The organism is Thalassovita aquimarina, from assembly GCF_018219815.1.
Classification (GTDB): Bacteria; Pseudomonadota; Alphaproteobacteria; order Rhodobacterales; family Rhodobacteraceae; genus Thalassobius; species Thalassobius aquimarinus.
Genome location: NZ_JADMKU010000024.1, coordinates 22,766 through 38,488, shown reverse-complemented (window position 1 = coordinate 38,488; position 15,723 = coordinate 22,766). Strand labels below are relative to the sequence as shown.

General features: G+C 61.7%; 14 protein-coding genes. 10 read left to right on the top strand and 4 right to left on the bottom strand.

From position 1 onward, the window contains the following. The first annotated feature begins 36 nt into the window (after positions 1-36). Both IT775_RS18980 and IT775_RS18975 read left to right on the top strand, forming a co-directional pair. Positions 37-1,248, top strand: a complete 1,212-nt coding sequence (locus tag IT775_RS18980; RefSeq protein WP_212702818.1) for a biopolymer transporter ExbB — start codon at positions 37-39, stop codon at positions 1,246-1,248. Positions 1,249-1,250: 2 nt separating this feature from the next. Continuing rightward, the gene (locus IT775_RS18975; protein ID WP_212702817.1) at positions 1,251-3,074 is read left to right on the top strand and encodes a peptidoglycan -binding protein; all 1,824 of its coding nucleotides are present in this window, start codon (positions 1,251-1,253) and stop codon (positions 3,072-3,074) included. 129 nt (positions 3,075-3,203) lie between these two features. Here IT775_RS18975 and IT775_RS18970 read toward each other — a convergent pair whose 3' ends face one another. The 3 genes from IT775_RS18970 to gloB form a co-directional block, all read right to left on the bottom strand. Then, complete coding sequence (locus IT775_RS18970) at positions 3,204-4,157, bottom strand: M23 family metallopeptidase (protein WP_212702816.1); 954 nt, start codon at positions 4,155-4,157, stop codon at positions 3,204-3,206. Positions 4,158-4,160: 3 nt separating this feature from the next. Then, entirely contained in the window at positions 4,161-6,491 is a 2,331-nt protein-coding gene (clpA, locus tag IT775_RS18965; protein WP_212702815.1) for an ATP-dependent Clp protease ATP-binding subunit ClpA, read from the bottom strand. A 171-nt stretch (positions 6,492-6,662) separates the two neighbouring features. Beyond that, positions 6,663-7,430, bottom strand: a complete 768-nt coding sequence (gene gloB / locus IT775_RS18960) for a hydroxyacylglutathione hydrolase (RefSeq protein ID WP_212702814.1) — start codon at positions 7,428-7,430, stop codon at positions 6,663-6,665. Between the two features lie 61 nt (positions 7,431-7,491). Here gloB and IT775_RS18955 point away from each other — a divergent pair, with 61 nt between their 5' ends. The 7 genes from IT775_RS18955 (at position 7,492) to IT775_RS18925 (ending at position 13,954) form a co-directional block, all read left to right on the top strand. Further along, on the top strand, positions 7,492-8,238 hold the full coding sequence (locus IT775_RS18955) for a class I SAM-dependent methyltransferase (RefSeq protein WP_212702813.1): 747 nt from the start codon (positions 7,492-7,494) through the stop codon (positions 8,236-8,238). 383 nt (positions 8,239-8,621) lie between these two features. Then, positions 8,622-9,182 carry a F0F1 ATP synthase subunit delta gene (locus IT775_RS18950; protein ID WP_212702837.1) on the top strand — a complete coding sequence of 187 codons (561 nt, stop codon included), beginning with the start codon at positions 8,622-8,624 and terminating at the stop codon, positions 9,180-9,182. After that, entirely contained in the window at positions 9,183-10,721 is a 1,539-nt protein-coding gene (gene atpA / locus IT775_RS18945) for a F0F1 ATP synthase subunit alpha (RefSeq protein WP_212702812.1), read from the top strand. Between the two features lie 13 nt (positions 10,722-10,734). Further along, a complete protein-coding gene (locus IT775_RS18940; RefSeq protein WP_212702811.1) occupies positions 10,735-11,610 on the top strand; it encodes a F0F1 ATP synthase subunit gamma in 876 nt (291 codons plus the stop codon). Positions 11,611-11,628: 18 nt separating this feature from the next. Beyond that, positions 11,629-13,053, top strand: coding sequence for a F0F1 ATP synthase subunit beta (gene atpD / locus IT775_RS18935; RefSeq protein WP_212702810.1), 1,425 nt, complete (start codon positions 11,629-11,631; stop codon positions 13,051-13,053). Positions 13,054-13,064: 11 nt separating this feature from the next. Then, a complete protein-coding gene (locus IT775_RS18930) occupies positions 13,065-13,502 on the top strand; it encodes a F0F1 ATP synthase subunit epsilon (protein ID WP_212702809.1) in 438 nt (145 codons plus the stop codon). A 101-nt stretch (positions 13,503-13,603) separates the two neighbouring features. Next, positions 13,604-13,954: an H-type lectin domain-containing protein gene (locus IT775_RS18925; RefSeq protein ID WP_212702808.1), complete on the top strand. Its 351-nt coding sequence runs from the start codon at positions 13,604-13,606 to the stop codon at positions 13,952-13,954. Positions 13,955-14,000: 46 nt separating this feature from the next. Here IT775_RS18925 and IT775_RS18920 read toward each other — a convergent pair whose 3' ends face one another. Further along, positions 14,001-15,017 (bottom strand): ribose-phosphate pyrophosphokinase, encoded by a 1,017-nt coding sequence (locus IT775_RS18920; RefSeq protein ID WP_212702807.1) that lies wholly within the window; start codon positions 15,015-15,017, stop codon positions 14,001-14,003. Positions 15,018-15,123: 106 nt separating this feature from the next. Between IT775_RS18920 and IT775_RS18915 the strand changes: the two genes are divergently transcribed. Then, the gene (locus tag IT775_RS18915) at positions 15,124-15,723 is read left to right on the top strand and encodes a 2-hydroxychromene-2-carboxylate isomerase (protein ID WP_212702806.1); all 600 of its coding nucleotides are present in this window, start codon (positions 15,124-15,126) and stop codon (positions 15,721-15,723) included.

Genomic DNA, 15,723 nt, shown 5'->3' with positions numbered 1-15,723 from the left:
GTTCGGGCAACCAAAACAGTGTCAGGATCTGTCCGAATGGTACAGACGGACCGCGAGGCCGAGCCGCAATTTTCACCACCTGTCCGCCAGATTCTGCTGATGCTTCTGGTGCTCGCGTTGAGCGGGTTCGTGGTGGTTTTGGCCCTGCCGCGGATATTGCCGGTTTTCGAAGCCAATCCCTATCTCAACGGGTTCATCCTGTTCGTCTTCGCGATCGGGGTGGTCGCCTGTTTCTGGCAGGTGGTGCAGCTGTTCAGCTCGGTCCGCTGGATCGAGAATTTCGTTTCCGGCGGCACCGAACAGGAATACCTGCGCGCACCGCGCTTGCTGGCGCCGCTGGCCACCCTGTTGCGCAGCCGCAACGTGCAGATGCAGATCAGTTCCTCTTCGACCCAGTCGATCCTGGAATCGGTCGCCACCCGGGTCGACGAGGCCCGTGAAATCACCCGCTATATCGTCAATCTGCTGATTTTCCTCGGCCTTCTGGGGACGTTTTACGGCCTGGCGACCACGGTTCCCGCGCTGGTCGACACGATCCGCGGCCTGGCCCCGGCCGAGGGCGAAAGCGGGGTGGAAACCTTCGCGCGGCTGATGAGCGGGCTCGATGCGCAGCTGAGCGGCATGGGCGTGGCTTTCGGATCGTCCCTGCTGGGGCTTGCCGGGTCGTTGGTGGTGGGGTTGCTGGAACTGTTGGCCGGTCATGGCCAGAACCGGTTCTACCGCGAACTGGAAGAATGGTTGTCCTCGATCACCCGGTTGGCGTTTTCCTCGGGCGAAGGCGAGGGCAGCGGCGAATTTTCCGCCGCGACGCAGATCCTCGATCACATGCTGGAACAGATGAACCGGATGCGGCAGCTGTTCGAACATTCCGAGGCGGGCCGCGCAGAGGTCGATAACAAGCTGAGCAGCCTGGCCGTTTCCATCGAACGGCTGACCGACCGCCTGGCCGGCAACCGGCCGGTGAACGATGCGCTGGAACGGGTCGCCGAGGGGCAGGAGCGGCTGGTCGAGGTTCTCAGCGAACGCGAAGCCGGTGAAGGGGTGGATGCGGAAAGCCGGATGCGGCTGCGCTCGATCGATGTGCAGTTGCTGCGCATCCTCGAAGAAATCAGCGCCGGGCGGCAGGAAACCATGGCCGAACTGCGGATGGATATCGCCGCGCTGTCCCGGCTGGTGGCGCAGGGCCGCATCGCCGACGCCGATCATCCCCACCTGCGCAGCGCCCGGACCAAGGACAAGGAGGGCTGAACATGGCCCTTTCGCGCCGCACGGGGCAGCGTTTCCAGAACTCGATCTGGCCCGGTTTCGTGGATGCGATGACCGGCCTGTTGCTGGTGCTGATGTTCGTGCTGACCATCTTCATGGTGGTGCAGTTCGTGCTGCGCGAAACGATCTCGGGACAGGAAAGCGAACTCGACGCCCTGTCGGCCGAGGTGGCGGCGCTGGCAGATGCCCTTGGTCTGGAAAGGCGGCGCAGCGCGGAGCTGACCGAACGGGTGGGCGAACTGGACGCGACGCTTGCCGCGGCGCGACAAGAAGCGGATGCGCGCGAGGCGCTGATCGCGTCCCTGACCGTGGAACGGGACAAAACGGCAGCGGCGCTGGAGGCGGCCAACCTGAAGATCACCGATTTCGAGGCGCAGGTCGCCGCGCTTCTGTCGCAGCGCGATGAGGCGTTGGGCAACGTCGCGTCGCTGGAACGGGAACGCGCCGACCTGATCGACGAACGCGAGGCGCTGAACCTGGCGCTGGCGCAGGCGCGCGACGAAGTCGATGCCGGGGCCGAAGCCGCCCGTCTGGCCGCTGCGAAACGCGAAGCCCTTGAGGCATTGATCGCTGACCTTCAGGCCCGCAATGCTGAGGCCGAGGCCGCCACTACCGGTCTGGCCGCGCGGGTGGGCGAGCTGGAAAACGCGCTGAGCGAAGAGGAAAAGGCGCGGCTGGCCGAAGCCGCCGCGGCCGCGGCCCTGCGCGAGAAGCTGCAAAACGCCGATGCGGAGCTGACCGCGATGACGCTGGCGCTGGAAGAACAGCGCCGCAAGGCCGAGGAAACGCTGACGCTTCTGGCCGCCGCCGATGTGGCCAGCAAGGATCTGACCGCCAAGCTAGCGGTGGCGTTGGCGCAGGTGGAGGACGGTTCGCAGGTAATCGCCGATCTGCGTACGAAACTGAGCGAGGCCGAGGCGGCGCTGGCCGCGGACAAGACATCCCTGCAAGAACGTCTGGCCAAGGCCCTGGCTGCCAAACTGGCCGCAGAACAGGCGGCGGACGAAAACCTGAGCGAGGCCGAGCGGCAGGCGGCACTGGCGGCGGCAGCAAACAAGGCCCTGTCGCAGGAAAAGGCCATATCGACCGAGGCACAGCGCCAGCAGGCTTTGCTGAACCAGCAGATCGCGGCGCTCAGGACCCAATTGGGCAGCCTTCAGGCCCTGCTGGATGACTACAAGCAGCGCGACGCGGTCGCCAAGGTGCGGATCGAAAACCTCGGGTCGGACCTGAACGCCGCGCTGGCCCGCGCGGCGGCCGAGGAACGCAAGCGGCGGCAGCTGGAAGAGGCCGAAAGGCTGCGGTTGGAAGAGGAAAAACGGCGGCTGGAGGCCGAAAAGAAAGACCTCGAGAATTACCGCAGCGAATTCTTCGGCCGGATGCGGCAATTGCTGAGCGAACGCGAAGGGGTGCGGATCGTCGGTGATCGTTTCGTGTTCTCATCCGAGGTCCTGTTCGCTTCGGGCAGCGCGGACCTGTCCGGGGAAGGGGCGGCGCAGATTGCCAACGTGGCGTCGATCCTGCGCGATATCTCGGGCGATATCCCGAAGGAAATCGATTGGATCATCCGGGTCGACGGGCATACCGACGACCGGCCGATCTGGCCGGGAGCGGAATTCGCCGACAACTGGGAACTCAGCCAGGCGCGGGCGCTGTCGGTGGTGCGGTTCATGGTTGAAAACCTTGGTATCCCGCCTGAACGGTTGAGCGCCAACGGATTCGGCCAGTATCAGCCCGTCAATCCCGCCGACACGGACGAGGCCCGTGCACAGAACCGCCGGATCGAACTGAAGCTGACCGAACGGTAGGTAAGAAGGGGCACCCCTTAACTCGGGCGCGGCGCGCATATCAGATCGCCCGCTCCCTTGTCCGGGAGCCACCCTTCGCGCGTTATGTCCAATGCTTGAAGAAGAATGCCGAGCGGTTGTGCGACGACGTCATTCCACCGTTACATGGGCAAAGCGATGCGCGATCACCTCGCCATCGCGAGTCAGCAGCACCTCGCCCGTATAATCGCCCTTCGGCCAGCCCCCGGCGGGGGCCTTGCGGCCAATGGCGCGCATGATGGCGCGTTGCGGTTCGTCGAGCGGGATTTGCTTGCGGAACACTTCACCCTGCGGCCCTGTCGCCCAGAGCGTCAGGACATCGCCGGGTGCCGCATCGCCCGCCAGCGTGTAGACGACCAGTGGGTTGTCGGGATTGGCACCGTCGAGCCGCACAGCGCCGGAACGCACCGACTGCATCGACGGCACCCCGTCGGCAAAGCCTGCGGTCAGTAACCCGGCGCGATGATATTCCGACGGGTCGGCCCAGAGCGTTGCAGTCGGATCGCCGCAGCTTTCGCCTGCTTCCGCATCGAAGGGGTCGACGATTTGGCCGTCCTTGATGACCTGGAAATGCAGATGCGGATGGTTGGTCTGCCCCGACAGCCCGACCAGACCCAGCGGATCGCCCGGTTGCAGAACGTCGCCCGGCTTGACCGAGCTCGATCCGAGCTTCATGTGGCAATAGAGCGTCTGCCAACCGTCCCCGTGGGTCATCAGCACCGCGTTGCCGCAGGCGTTTTTCGGCGTGACCCCGCGCATGAGACGGTCGTCGGGCATGCTGTCGCGGATGCGCTCGACCCGGCCGAAGGCGGCGGCGCGGACGGTGACGCCGGTGTCGATTTCGTCGAAAGACAGCAGCGCGATATCGGTGCCCTTGTGCGCGTCGCGGGTTTTGATGCCGCAGGCGAAATCGCGGATCTCGCCCTTGTCCGGGTCGTGATCGACGTAATCCTCGATATAGCAAGTCTCGCCCAGGCTGCAGTCGACCGGCCACTGAAAAAGCGGCGCCCCCGCAGCGGATGTCGCTGCGAGGGCGAGAGCCAGAATAATCGGGCCGGTTTGCATCGATCAGTCAGCGGTCAGCAGCGGCGGCTTGTCCCCAGACAGGCGTCGCTGTCCCGGACCTTCGATACGCAGTTCGATCTCGCCGTTCTTGACGCCGACCTTGACCACGCCGCCCTTGGCCAGCTTGCCGAACAGCAATTCCTCGGCCAGCGGCTTCTTGATGTGTTCCTGGATCACGCGGCCCAGCGGGCGCGCGCCCATCTTGTCGTCGTAGCCCTTGTCGGCCAGCCACTCGGCGGCGGGCTTGGTCAGTTCGATATGCACGTTGCGGTCCATCAACTGGGCCTCGAGTTGCAGCACGAACTTTTCGACGATCTGCAGGATCACGTCCTTCGGCAGCGGCGCGAAGCTGATCACCGCGTCCAGGCGGTTGCGGAATTCCGGCGTGAAGGTGCGTTCGATCGCTGCGGTGTCTTCGCCCTCGCGGCGGTCACGGCCGAAACCGATGGCAGCCTTGGCCTGTTCCGCGGCGCCCGCGTTCGAGGTCATGATCAGGATCACGTTGCGGAAATCCACCGTGCGGCCGTTATGGTCGGTCAGCTTGCCGTGGTCCATCACCTGCAACAGGATGTTGTAGACATCCGGGTGCGCCTTTTCGATCTCGTCCAGCAGCAGCACGCAATGCGGGTGCTGGTCGACACCGTCGGTCAGCATGCCGCCCTGGTCGAACCCGACATAGCCCGGGGGCGCACCGATCAGGCGGGAAACGGCATGCTTTTCCATATATTCCGACATGTCGAAGCGCAGCAGTTCCACGCCCAGCTGATCGGCCAGCTGCTTGGCGACCTCGGTCTTGCCGACACCGGTGGGGCCGGCGAACAGGTAGTTGCCGATCGGCTTTTCCGGTTCGCGCAGCCCGGCGCGGGCCAGCTTGATCGCGCTCGACAGCGCTTCGATGGCGGTATCCTGACCAAAGACGACGCGCTTGAGCGATTTTTCCAGATCCTTGAGAACCTCGGCATCGTCTTTCGACACGTTCTTCGGCGGGATGCGGGCGATCTTGGCGACCACCGCTTCGATTTCCTTCACGCCGATGGTCTTGCGGCGCTTGGATTCCACAACGAGGTGCTGCGCGGCGCCGGCTTCGTCGATCACATCGATCGCCTTGTCGGGCAGCTTGCGGTCGTTGATGTAACGCGCCGCGAGTTCCACCGCCGCCTTGATCGCGTCATTGGTGAACTTGATGCCGTGGTGGTCCTCGAAATAGGGCTTCAGGCCCTTCAGGATCTTCACCGAATCTTCCACCGACGGTTCGTTCACGTCGATCTTCTGGAATCGGCGCGACAGTGCGCGGTCCTTTTCGAAATGCTGGCGGAATTCCTTGTAGGTGGTCGATCCCATGCAGCGCAGCTTGCCGCCCTGCAAAGCGGGCTTCAACAGGTTCGACGCGTCCATCGCGCCGCCCGAAGTAGCACCGGCGCCGATTACGGTGTGAATCTCGTCGATGAACAGCACCGCGTCGGGATGTTCTTCCAGTTCGGTCATCACCGCTTTCAGCCGTTCCTCGAAATCGCCGCGATAGCGGGTGCCGGCCAGAAGCGCGCCCATGTCGAGCGAATAGATGGTGGTGTGGGCCAGAACCTCGGGCGTTTCGCCGGCAACGATCTTGCGTGCCAGCCCTTCCGCGATCGCGGTCTTGCCGACGCCCGGGTCGCCCACCAGCAGCGGGTTGTTCTTTCGGCGGCGGCACAGCACTTGGATGCAGCGTTCAACCTCGTGGGTGCGGCCGATCAGCGGATCGATATCACCCTGCTGCGATTTTACGTTCAGGTTGACGCAATACTTGCCGAGCGCCGATTCCTTGGGGTCGATGGTTTCCGCGCTGCTGCCCTGGGTGCTTTCCTCTTCGGCGGAATCCGCGCCGGTAAGCGGCCGGGTTTCGCCATAGGACGGATCCTTGGCCACGCCATGGGCAATGAAGTTCACCGCGTCATAGCGGGTCATGTCCTGTTCCTGTAGGAAATAGGCGGCGTTCGATTCGCGTTCGGCGAAGATCGCCACCAGCACGTTGGCGCCGGTCACCTCGGTACGGCCCGAGCTTTGAACGTGGATCGCGGCGCGCTGGATCACCCGCTGAAACGCGGCGGTGGGCACCGCCTCGGACCCGTCGATTTCGGTGACCAGGTTGGACAGGTCGTCGTCGACGAATTCGATCAAGGTGCCGCGCAACTCCTCGGTGTCCACCGAACAGGCCTTGAGAACGCGCAGCGCATCGGGCTCGTCGATCAGGGCGAGCAGGAGGTGTTCCAGCGTTGCGAATTCGTGTTTGCGGGCATTGGCCAGCGCCAACGCCGCGTGAATTGCCTGTTCCAGCGTATTCGAGAATGAAGGCACGGCAGTGCTCCTTCCTTAGTTGGGCCGAAAACTTCGAAGCCTGTAACCTACAACGTCAGTTCGACCATCACCTGTTAGGTTCAAGGTTCGGTCGATATGGCGGTGGCTTCAAGTGTTTTCTGCCGGTGTAACCTCACAAATCATTCATTTGCCGATCCGCTGGGCGTGCGTTCAGAAGTTATCCTTGCGCTTCCTGATCTCGGCGAAGACTGAAGAAGGTTGTGCATCGATCATGCCAATCGCAGCCTTCACGCCGGGATCATTGCAGCGCAGGAAAGGGTTGGTCGCCAGTTCTTCCGATAACAGGCTGGGTACCGTTGCCTTGCCTTCTGCGCGAGCTTTCTGGACCTGCTCTGTACGAAAGATAAGCGCGGGATTGTCGGGATCAATGGTCAGCGCGAATTTCCCGTTCGATTGGGTGTATTCGTGACCCGAACAGATCAGCGTGTCGGCGGGCAGGGCGGCCAGTTTCGACAGGCTGTCGAACATCTGATCCGGGGTGCCTTCGAACAACCGGCCGCAGCCCAGGGCCATCAGGCTGTCGGCGGTGAAAGCCAGTTTGCTGTCGGGGAAATAGAAGGCGATATGGCCGACCGTGTGGCCCGACACGTCGATCACCTGCATCGCTTCGCCGCCGATCCGCAGAGTGTCACCCTCGGCCACCGCGATATCGAGCGGCGGCAGGCGGTGGGCGTCGGTTTCGGCCCCGATCACTTTCGCGGGATGATCCGTCAGCAGGTTGGCCACCCCGTCGATGTGGTCCCAGTGATGGTGGGTCAGCAGGATGTGGCTGAGCGTCCAGCCCCGTTCCTTCAGCGCGGCGGAAATCGGTCCGGCGTCGGGCACGTCGACCGCTGCGGTTTCGCCGCTTTCATCGTCATGCACCAGATAGGCATAGTTGTCCTTGAGACAGGGAATGGTGACGAGCTCAAGGGGCATGGCGTTTCCTCCTTCGACTGCTATTCTGTCCCCACAGTGGCGGATCGAGGGACCGGCTGCAATGCATCTTGATGTTCAGGACCTGCGCAATTTCTACTATCGCAGCACGTTGGGGCGTGCGGCGCAGAAAGCCGTGCGCGACCAGGCGTTGAAGATATGGCCCGAGGCGCATGGCCAGACCGTCGTGGGATTCGGCTTCGCGGTGCCGTTGCTGCGCCCCTATCTCAGCGAAGCGCGGCGGGTGACGGCGTTGATGCCCGGCCCGCAGGGAGTGATGCCTTGGCCCGCGGGGATGCCGAACCTGTCGGTGCTTTGCGAGGAGGTGTCCTGGCCGATCGAGACCGGGCATGTCGACAAGCTGGTGTTGATGCACGGGCTGGAAACCAGCGAACAGCCTTCGGCCTTGCTCGAGGAATGTTTCCGCGTGCTGGGGCCGGGGGGTAAGGCGCTGTTCATCGTGCCCAACCGCGCCGGGCTCTGGTCGCGCAGCGATGCCACGCCGTTCGGTTACGGCCGCCCCTACACGCTGGGCCAGCTGGAAACCCAGCTCAAGCGGCATCACTTCATGCCCGAACGCAACGAAACCGCGCTTTATCAGCCGCCCTCGCCGCGCCGGTTCTGGCGCAAGACCGGCGAGATGATGGAACGGATGGGGCATTCCTTTTCGATGGTGGTCTCGGGCGGGGTGATCATGGTGGAGGTGTCCAAGCGCGTCCACGCCCCCAACGGGCCGGGGCTGCGCGAGGCGGTGAAGAAGCCGCTGTCGATCCTGTCGCCCAGCCCGGCGACGAAACCGAAACCGGTTTGACCATGCCGCAACCCTGTTTCGGGGCGGTGCAAATCGGGGCACCGGTGGGTTCAAATCACCCCGATTCCGGGCGACTTTGCGTACGATAGCGATAACGGTTCATGCCGGATGTGCCGCCATCGCGGGCAGGGAATCGAAAAAGCTGTGGAAAAGTGGCGGTTTTTTTACACCACAAATCACGTGCAAACCGTCGCACCTTGGTTAAGTGTATGAAAACGCGCTGTATTCTTTTGTATACAAGGTTTTCATAGTATGTTGCTAGGTAGGGAATGCTCTGCTACACCCACGCCGATTTCGATACTTTGACGCAGGTCAATGATCCAAACGCCCCCGGGGCGGGCCAAATGGCCCGAGACGGGGCCATAAAAGTCGGAAGGGTGGACGTGTCCGAACCAGCTTCGATCTCCTCAGGCATTGCCGCGCGCTATGCCACCGCCATCTTCGAGATCGCGAAAGAGACCAACTCTCTCGCGAAAATCGAACCCAATGTCATCGATCTTGCCTCTGCGCTGAACGAAAGCGCAGATCTGCGGGCGCTGATCAGCTCTCCGCTGGTGTCGCGTGATGATCAGGAAAAGGCCATCGCAGCGCTGGCCGTAAAGATGGGCGTCGAACCCGTCTTGAAAGACGGCCTGTCGCTGATGGCGCAGAAACGCCGTCTGTTCGTTCTGCCGCAGCTGCTGGATCAGCTGTCTGCGCTGATCGCCGAAGACAAGGGCGAAGTGACCGCCGAAGTCACCAGCGCCAAGGCGCTGACCAAGACCCAGGCGGACAAACTGGCGAAAACCCTGGCCGCTCGTGTCGGGAAAGATGTTAAAATCAATGCGACCGTTGATGAGGATCTCATCGGCGGTCTTGTCGTTAAAGTGGGCTCGAAGATGATCGACACCTCGATCCGCTCCAAGCTCAACTCCCTCCAGAATGCAATGAAAGAGGTCGGATAAATGGGTATCCAAGCTGCAGAGATTTCTGCGATCCTGAAGGACCAGATCAAGAACTTCGGTCAGGAAGCCGAAGTTGCTGAGGTTGGTCGCGTGCTCTCCGTCGGTGACGGTATTGCCCGCGTCTACGGCCTCGACAACATCCAGGCTGGTGAAATGGTCGAATTCCCCGGTGGTATCCGCGGGATGGCCCTGAACCTGGAAAGCGACAACGTCGGTGTCGTGATCTTCGGGTCCGACCGTGACATCAAGGAAGGCGACACTGTTAAGCGGACCAACGCCATCGTGGACGTCCCCGCCGGCGACGCCCTGCTGGGCCGCGTCGTTGACGGTCTGGGCAACCCGCTGGACGGCAAGGGCCCGATCGCCGCTTCCGAGCGCCGCATCGCCGACCAGAAAGCCCCGGGCATCATCCCGCGTAAATCGGTTCACGAACCGATGGCAACCGGCCTGAAGTCGGTTGACGCAATGATCCCGATCGGCCGCGGCCAGCGCGAACTGATCATTGGTGACCGTCAGACCGGCAAGACCGCCGTTGCTCTGGACGCGATCCTGAACCAGAAATCCTACAACGACGCCGCCGGCGACGATGAGAGCAAGAAGCTGTACTGCATTTACGTCGCAGTCGGTCAGAAACGTTCGACCGTTGCCCAGCTGGTGAAGAAGCTGGAAGAAACCGGCGCGATCGACTACTCGATCGTCGTTGCCGCGACCGCTTCCGACCCCGCGCCGATGCAGTTCCTGGCACCCTACGCCGCAACCGCGATGGCGGAATATTTCCGCGATAACGGCAAGCACGCGCTGATCATCTATGATGACCTGTCGAAGCAGGCTGTGGCCTATCGTCAGATGTCGCTGCTGCTGCGCCGTCCGCCGGGGCGTGAAGCGTATCCGGGCGACGTTTTCTACCTGCACTCGCGTCTGCTGGAACGTTCGGCAAAGCTGAACGAAGATCACGGCGCCGGTTCGCTGACCGCGCTGCCGATCATCGAAACCCAGGGCGGCGACGTTTCGGCGTTTATTCCGACCAACGTGATCTCGATCACCGACGGCCAGATCTTCCTGGAAACCGAACTGTTCTATCAGGGTATCCGGCCTGCTGTGAACACCGGTCTTTCGGTGTCGCGTGTTGGTTCGTCGGCCCAGACCAAGGCGATGTCCTCGGTTGCCGGTCCGGTGAAGCTGTCGCTGGCTCAGTATCGCGAAATGGCGGCCTTCGCCCAGTTCGGTTCCGACCTCGACGCTTCGACCCAGCAGCTGCTGGCCCGTGGCGCGCGTCTGACCGAGCTGATGAAGCAGCCGCAGTATTCGCCGCTGACCAACGCTGAAATCGTCTGCATGATCTTTGCCGGCACCAACGGTTACCTCGACAAGATCGACGTGAGCGACGTTGCACGCTTTGAAGCTGGCCTGCTGGCGCACCTGCGCGGCAAGAACGCCGATCTGCTGGACGACATCACCAACAATGACCGTAAGGTCAAAGGTGAGCTGGCCGACAAAGTTAAAGCCGCGCTGGACGATTTCGCAGCTGACTTCGCATAAGGGAGATTAGGCAATGCCGAGTCTCAAGGACCTAAAAAACAGGATCGAGAGTGTGAAGAACACTCGAAAGATCACCAAGGCCATGCAGATGGTTGCCGCGGCGAAACTTCGCCGCGCGCAGGACGCTGCAGAAGCCTCGCGCCCTTACACAGAACGGTTCAATGCCGTTCTGGCCGGGCTGGCGGCCTCGGTCGGTTCCTCTGACAGCGCGCCCAAGCTGCTGTCGGGTACCGGTTCCGACCAGGTGCAGCTTCTGGTGGTCATGACCGCAGAGCGTGGCCTCTGCGGCGGCTTCAACAGCTCGATCGCAAAACTGGCACGCGCCAAGGCCGAAGAGCTGATCGCTCAAGGCAAGACGGTCAAGATCCTGACCGTCGGCAAAAAAGGCCGTGAACAGCTGAAACGTGACCTGGGCGAACTTTTCATCGGCCATGTCGATCTGTCCGAGGTGAAAAACGTCGGCTACGTCAATGCACAAGACATCGCGCGTGATCTTCTGAACCGCTTCGATGACGGTGAATTCGACGTGGCAACGATCTTCTACAACCGCTTCCAGTCGGTGATCTCACAGATCCCGACCGCTCAGCAGATCATTCCTGCCTCTTTCGAGGCGCAGGAAGATGCAGGGGACACCACCCTGTATGATTATGAGCCCGACGAAGAGGCCATCCTGGCCGACCTGCTGCCGCGTGGCGTGGCAACGCAGATCTTCGCAGCCCTGCTGGAAAACGGTGCGTCCGAACAAGGTGCGCGGATGTCCGCAATGGACAACGCGACCCGGAACGCGGGCGAGATGATCGACAAACTGACGATCGAGTTCAACCGCTCGCGTCAGGCCGTGATCACCAGCGAACTTATCGAAATTATCTCGGGCGCTGAAGCGCTCTAAGAGAACGGAGACGAAACAATGGCTAACGCAAAAGGCAAAATCACCCAGGTGATCGGCGCCGTTGTGGACGTGCAGTTCGAAGACGAACTGCCGGCAATTCTCAACGCACTGACCACCGAAAACAACGGCAAGTCCCTGATCCTGGAAGTTGCCCAGCACCTCGGTGAAAACACCGTCCGTACCATCGCGATGGACGCGACCGAAGGTCTGGTCCGCGGTCAGGAAGTTCTGGACACCGACGGCCCGATCTCGGTGCCGGTCGGTAACGCGACCCTGGGTCGTATCCTGAACGTGGTCGGCGAACCCGTCGACGAAAAAGGCCCGGTCAACGCGACCGAAACCCGTTCCATTCACCAGCCCGCCCCGGAATTCGACGAACAGTCGACCGAGTCGGAAGTCCTGGTCACCGGCATCAAGGTGATCGACCTGCTGGCGCCTTACGCCAAGGGTGGTAAAATCGGTCTGTTCGGCGGTGCCGGCGTGGGTAAGACCGTTCTGATCATGGAACTGATCAACAACATCGCAAAAGTGCACTCGGGTTTCTCGGTGTTCGCGGGTGTTGGTGAACGGACCCGTGAAGGGAACGACCTGTACCACGAAATGATCGAATCCAACGTGATCAAGCCCGACAATCTGGAAGAATCGCAGGTTGCGCTGGTTTATGGTCAGATGAACGAACCTCCGGGGGCGCGTGCACGTGTTGCTCTGACCGGCCTGACGCTGGCAGAACAGTTCCGCGACCAGTCCGGTACCGACGTTCTGTTCTTCGTCGACAACATCTTCCGCTTCACTCAGGCGGGTTCCGAGGTGTCGGCGCTTCTGGGCCGTATTCCTTCGGCTGTGGGTTACCAGCCGACCCTGGCAACCGACATGGGCGCGATGCAGGAACGCATCACCTCGACCAAGAACGGTTCGATCACCTCGATCCAGGCCGTGTACGTGCCTGCGGATGACCTTACCGACCCTGCACCGGCAACTACCTTTGCCCACCTGGATGCAACCACCGTTCTGAACCGTGCGATTTCGGAACTGGGTATCTACCCGGCCGTTGACCCGCTCGACAGCTCGTCGCGTCTGATGGACCCGTCGGTGGTCGGCGAAGAGCACTATCAGGTGGCGCGTGACGTGCAGGGTATCCTGCAGCGTTACAAGTCGCTGCAGGACATCATCGCGATCCTCGGCATGGACGAACTGTCGGAAGAAGATAAACTGACTGTTGCCCGCGCCCGTAAGATCCAGCGTTTCCTGTCGCAGCCCTTCGACGTTGCGAAGGTCTTCACCGGTTCGGACGGCGTCCAGGTTCCGCTGGAAGACACCATCTCGTCGTTCAAGGCGGTTGTGGCCGGCGAATACGACCACCTGCCCGAAGCGGCCTTCTACATGGTTGGCGGCATCGACGAAGTGATCGCAAAAGCCGAAAAAATGGCTGCTGAAGCAGCCTAAGGAGGCCCTTAATGGCTGAGACAGTGCAATTCGATTTGGTCAGCCCCGAACGGAGCCTTGCTTCGTTCGCGGTTGAGCAGGTCCAGATCCCGGGTGCGGATGGCGACATGACGGCGATGGCCGGTCATGCCCCGACCATCACCACCCTGCGCCCCGGCGTGCTGCATGTCAGCGGTCCGGAAGGTGAGGTCGAATATGTCGTGACCGGCGGTTTCGCCGAGATCAGCGCCGATTCGATCTCGGTTCTGGCCGAGCGCGCCATCCCGCGTGCAGACGTCACGCAGGAAGACATCGACGGCATGGTTCAGGCCGCTGCCGATGCGCTGAACAAGGCGAAGGAAGTCTTCCACAACGAACCCGGTCCGGTCGACGATGCCGCCAAACTGCTGGCGGACATGGTTGCGATGGGCACCCATATCGGGCTGAATCCGAACCAGGCCAATCTCTGATCGGTACGGTTCTGACAGGAATGCGAAAAGGCCCCTCTCGAGGGGCCTTTTTCATGTCTAATGGTTGACCACGGCGGATGTCGCGGGGCAGTTTTTCAGCCATGAAGAAATTGAAATCGAATTTGATTGGCATTGATCAGGGCGACGTGGCCCTGTTTTCCGATTTCGAAAACGGCGGCGACATGTGGACCGGCGAAGGCAACCGCGAGCGCCGCACCAAGGTCGTATTCAGTGAAAAATTCAAATCCGCCCCTGCGGTAACCTGTTCTGTGTCGCTGTGGGATGTGGATTATTCCACCAACGTCCGCGCCGACCTGACCGCGCAGAACATCACGACAAGCGATTTCGAAATCGTTTTCAGCACCTGGGACAACACAAGGATCGCGCGTATCCGGGTGTCATGGATGGCCATTGGCGAGCTCAGCGACGAAGACGAATGGGATATCCCATGAAAAAGGGCGCCCTCGGGGCGCCCTTTGCCGCTCTAGACGGTCGCGATCAGCTCTTGAACTGACCTTCGTAGATCGGATCCAGAGTTTCGGTTTCGAACAGCGACGATACGCTGGTGCCGTTCCAGATGTTCAGGATCGCCTGTGCGAACATCGGCGCGGTCGGCAGGATGCGGATATTCGGCGTGTTCAGAACCGCCTGGGTCGGCTGGATCGAATCGGTGATCACGAGCGACTTCATCACCGAATTGGTGATCCGTTCGACCGCCGGGCCGGATAGAACGCCGTGCGAGATATAGGCGTGTACTTCGCTGGCGCCGTGCTCCATCAGGATCTCGGCCCCCTTGCACAGCGTTCCGGCGGTGTCGCACATGTCATCGACGATGATGCACTTCTTGCCTTCGACATTGCCGATCACGGTCATTTCGGCAACTTCGCCGGGCTTTTCGCGGCGCTTGTCGACGATCGACAGCGGTGCGTTGATCCGCTTGGCCAGTTCGCGGGCGCGGGCCACGCCGCCGACATCGGGCGATACGACCATCACGTCTTCCAGAGACCCGGCGAACTGCTGCTTGATGTCCAGCGCGAAGATCGGCGAGGCATAGAGGTTGTCTACCGGGATATCGAAGAAACCCTGGATCTGGGTTGCGTGCAGGTCCAGCGTCAGGACCCGTTCGATCCCCGCCTCGACCAGCATGTTGGCGACCAGCTTGGCGCTGATCGGCGTGCGCGCCTTGGTGCGGCGGTCCTGGCGGGCATATCCGAAATAGGGGATCACGGCGGTGATCCGCGACGCCGAGGAGCGGCGCAGCGCATCGGACATGATCAACAGTTCCATCAGGTTGTCATTCGCTGGGTTGGACGTCGGCTGAATGATGAACATGTCCTCGCCGCGGACGTTTTCGTACACTTCGACGAAGATTTCCTGATCGTTGAACCGTTCGACACGGGCATCGACAAGACCGATCGATTTTCCCCGATGCATCGACATCCGGCGCGCGATGTTTTGCGCCAGCGGCTTGTTCGCATTGCCGGCGATGAGTTTAGGTTCTTTAAGGTTGGGCATGTCGACGGTTCCCCAGGTTGGTCGAGATGACAGAATCGTGTCGTTGACACCGCTTACCATCTCACTACGTTCAGGCAAACCTATGCCGAGGGAGAGAAGGACGAAGATGGCACATATTGACTATTATTTTTCGATGCTGTCGCCATATGCTTATCTGGTAGGTGACCGGTTGGATCAAAGCGCCAAGCGTCACGGCGCCACCGTGACCTACAAACCCTTCGATATCATCGCCGCCTTTCCCCGCACCGGCGGGGCGCCTTTGCCCGAACGGCACCCTTCCCGGATCGCATACCGGGCGCAGGAACTGCCGCGGCAGGCGCGCAAGCTGGGGATGGAACTGAACATGAAACCGGCCTTCTGGCCGACCAACGCCGCGCCGTCCTCCTACGCGATCATCGCGGCGCAGAAGGCGGGCGGCGGCGATGTGGCGGCGCTGGTGCATGCGTTGCTGAAAGCCTGTTGGGTCGAGGAAAAGGACATCGCCGACGACGCGGTGATCAAGGCCTGCCTGGAAAACGCCGGTTTCGATCCGTCGCTCGCTGACAGCGGCTTGCTCAGCGGGGCGGAAACCTATGCCGCCAACCTCGAACAGGCCGTGTCCGAGGGCGTGTTCGGTTCGCCCTTCTTCGTTGTCGATAGCGGTCAGAAATTCTGGGGTCAGGATCGGCTCGACGATCTCGAACTGCATCTCGCTGGCAAGCTCTGA

Excerpts from the sequence above, each read along its gene's own strand:
- IT775_RS18975 (WP_212702817.1), top strand. The coding sequence starts at position 1,251 with ATGGCCCTTTCGCGCCGCACGGGGCAGCGTTTCCAGAACTCGATCTGG.
- IT775_RS18940 (WP_212702811.1), top strand. The coding sequence starts at position 10,735 with ATGCCGAGTCTCAAGGACCTAAAAAACAGGATCGAGAGTGTGAAGAAC.
- gloB (WP_212702814.1), bottom strand. The coding sequence starts at position 7,430 with ATGCCCCTTGAGCTCGTCACCATTCCCTGTCTCAAGGACAACTATGCC.
- IT775_RS18930 (WP_212702809.1), top strand. The coding sequence starts at position 13,065 with ATGGCTGAGACAGTGCAATTCGATTTGGTCAGCCCCGAACGGAGCCTT.
- IT775_RS18920 (WP_212702807.1), bottom strand. The coding sequence starts at position 15,017 with ATGCCCAACCTTAAAGAACCTAAACTCATCGCCGGCAATGCGAACAAG.
- IT775_RS18970 (WP_212702816.1), bottom strand. The coding sequence starts at position 4,157 with ATGCAAACCGGCCCGATTATTCTGGCTCTCGCCCTCGCAGCGACATCC.
- atpD (WP_212702810.1), top strand. The coding sequence starts at position 11,629 with ATGGCTAACGCAAAAGGCAAAATCACCCAGGTGATCGGCGCCGTTGTG.
- IT775_RS18955 (WP_212702813.1), top strand. The coding sequence starts at position 7,492 with ATGCATCTTGATGTTCAGGACCTGCGCAATTTCTACTATCGCAGCACG.
- atpA (WP_212702812.1), top strand. The coding sequence starts at position 9,183 with ATGGGTATCCAAGCTGCAGAGATTTCTGCGATCCTGAAGGACCAGATC.
- IT775_RS18925 (WP_212702808.1), top strand. The coding sequence starts at position 13,604 with ATGAAGAAATTGAAATCGAATTTGATTGGCATTGATCAGGGCGACGTG.
- IT775_RS18980 (WP_212702818.1), top strand. The coding sequence starts at position 37 with ATGGTACAGACGGACCGCGAGGCCGAGCCGCAATTTTCACCACCTGTC.
- IT775_RS18915 (WP_212702806.1), top strand. The coding sequence starts at position 15,124 with ATGGCACATATTGACTATTATTTTTCGATGCTGTCGCCATATGCTTAT.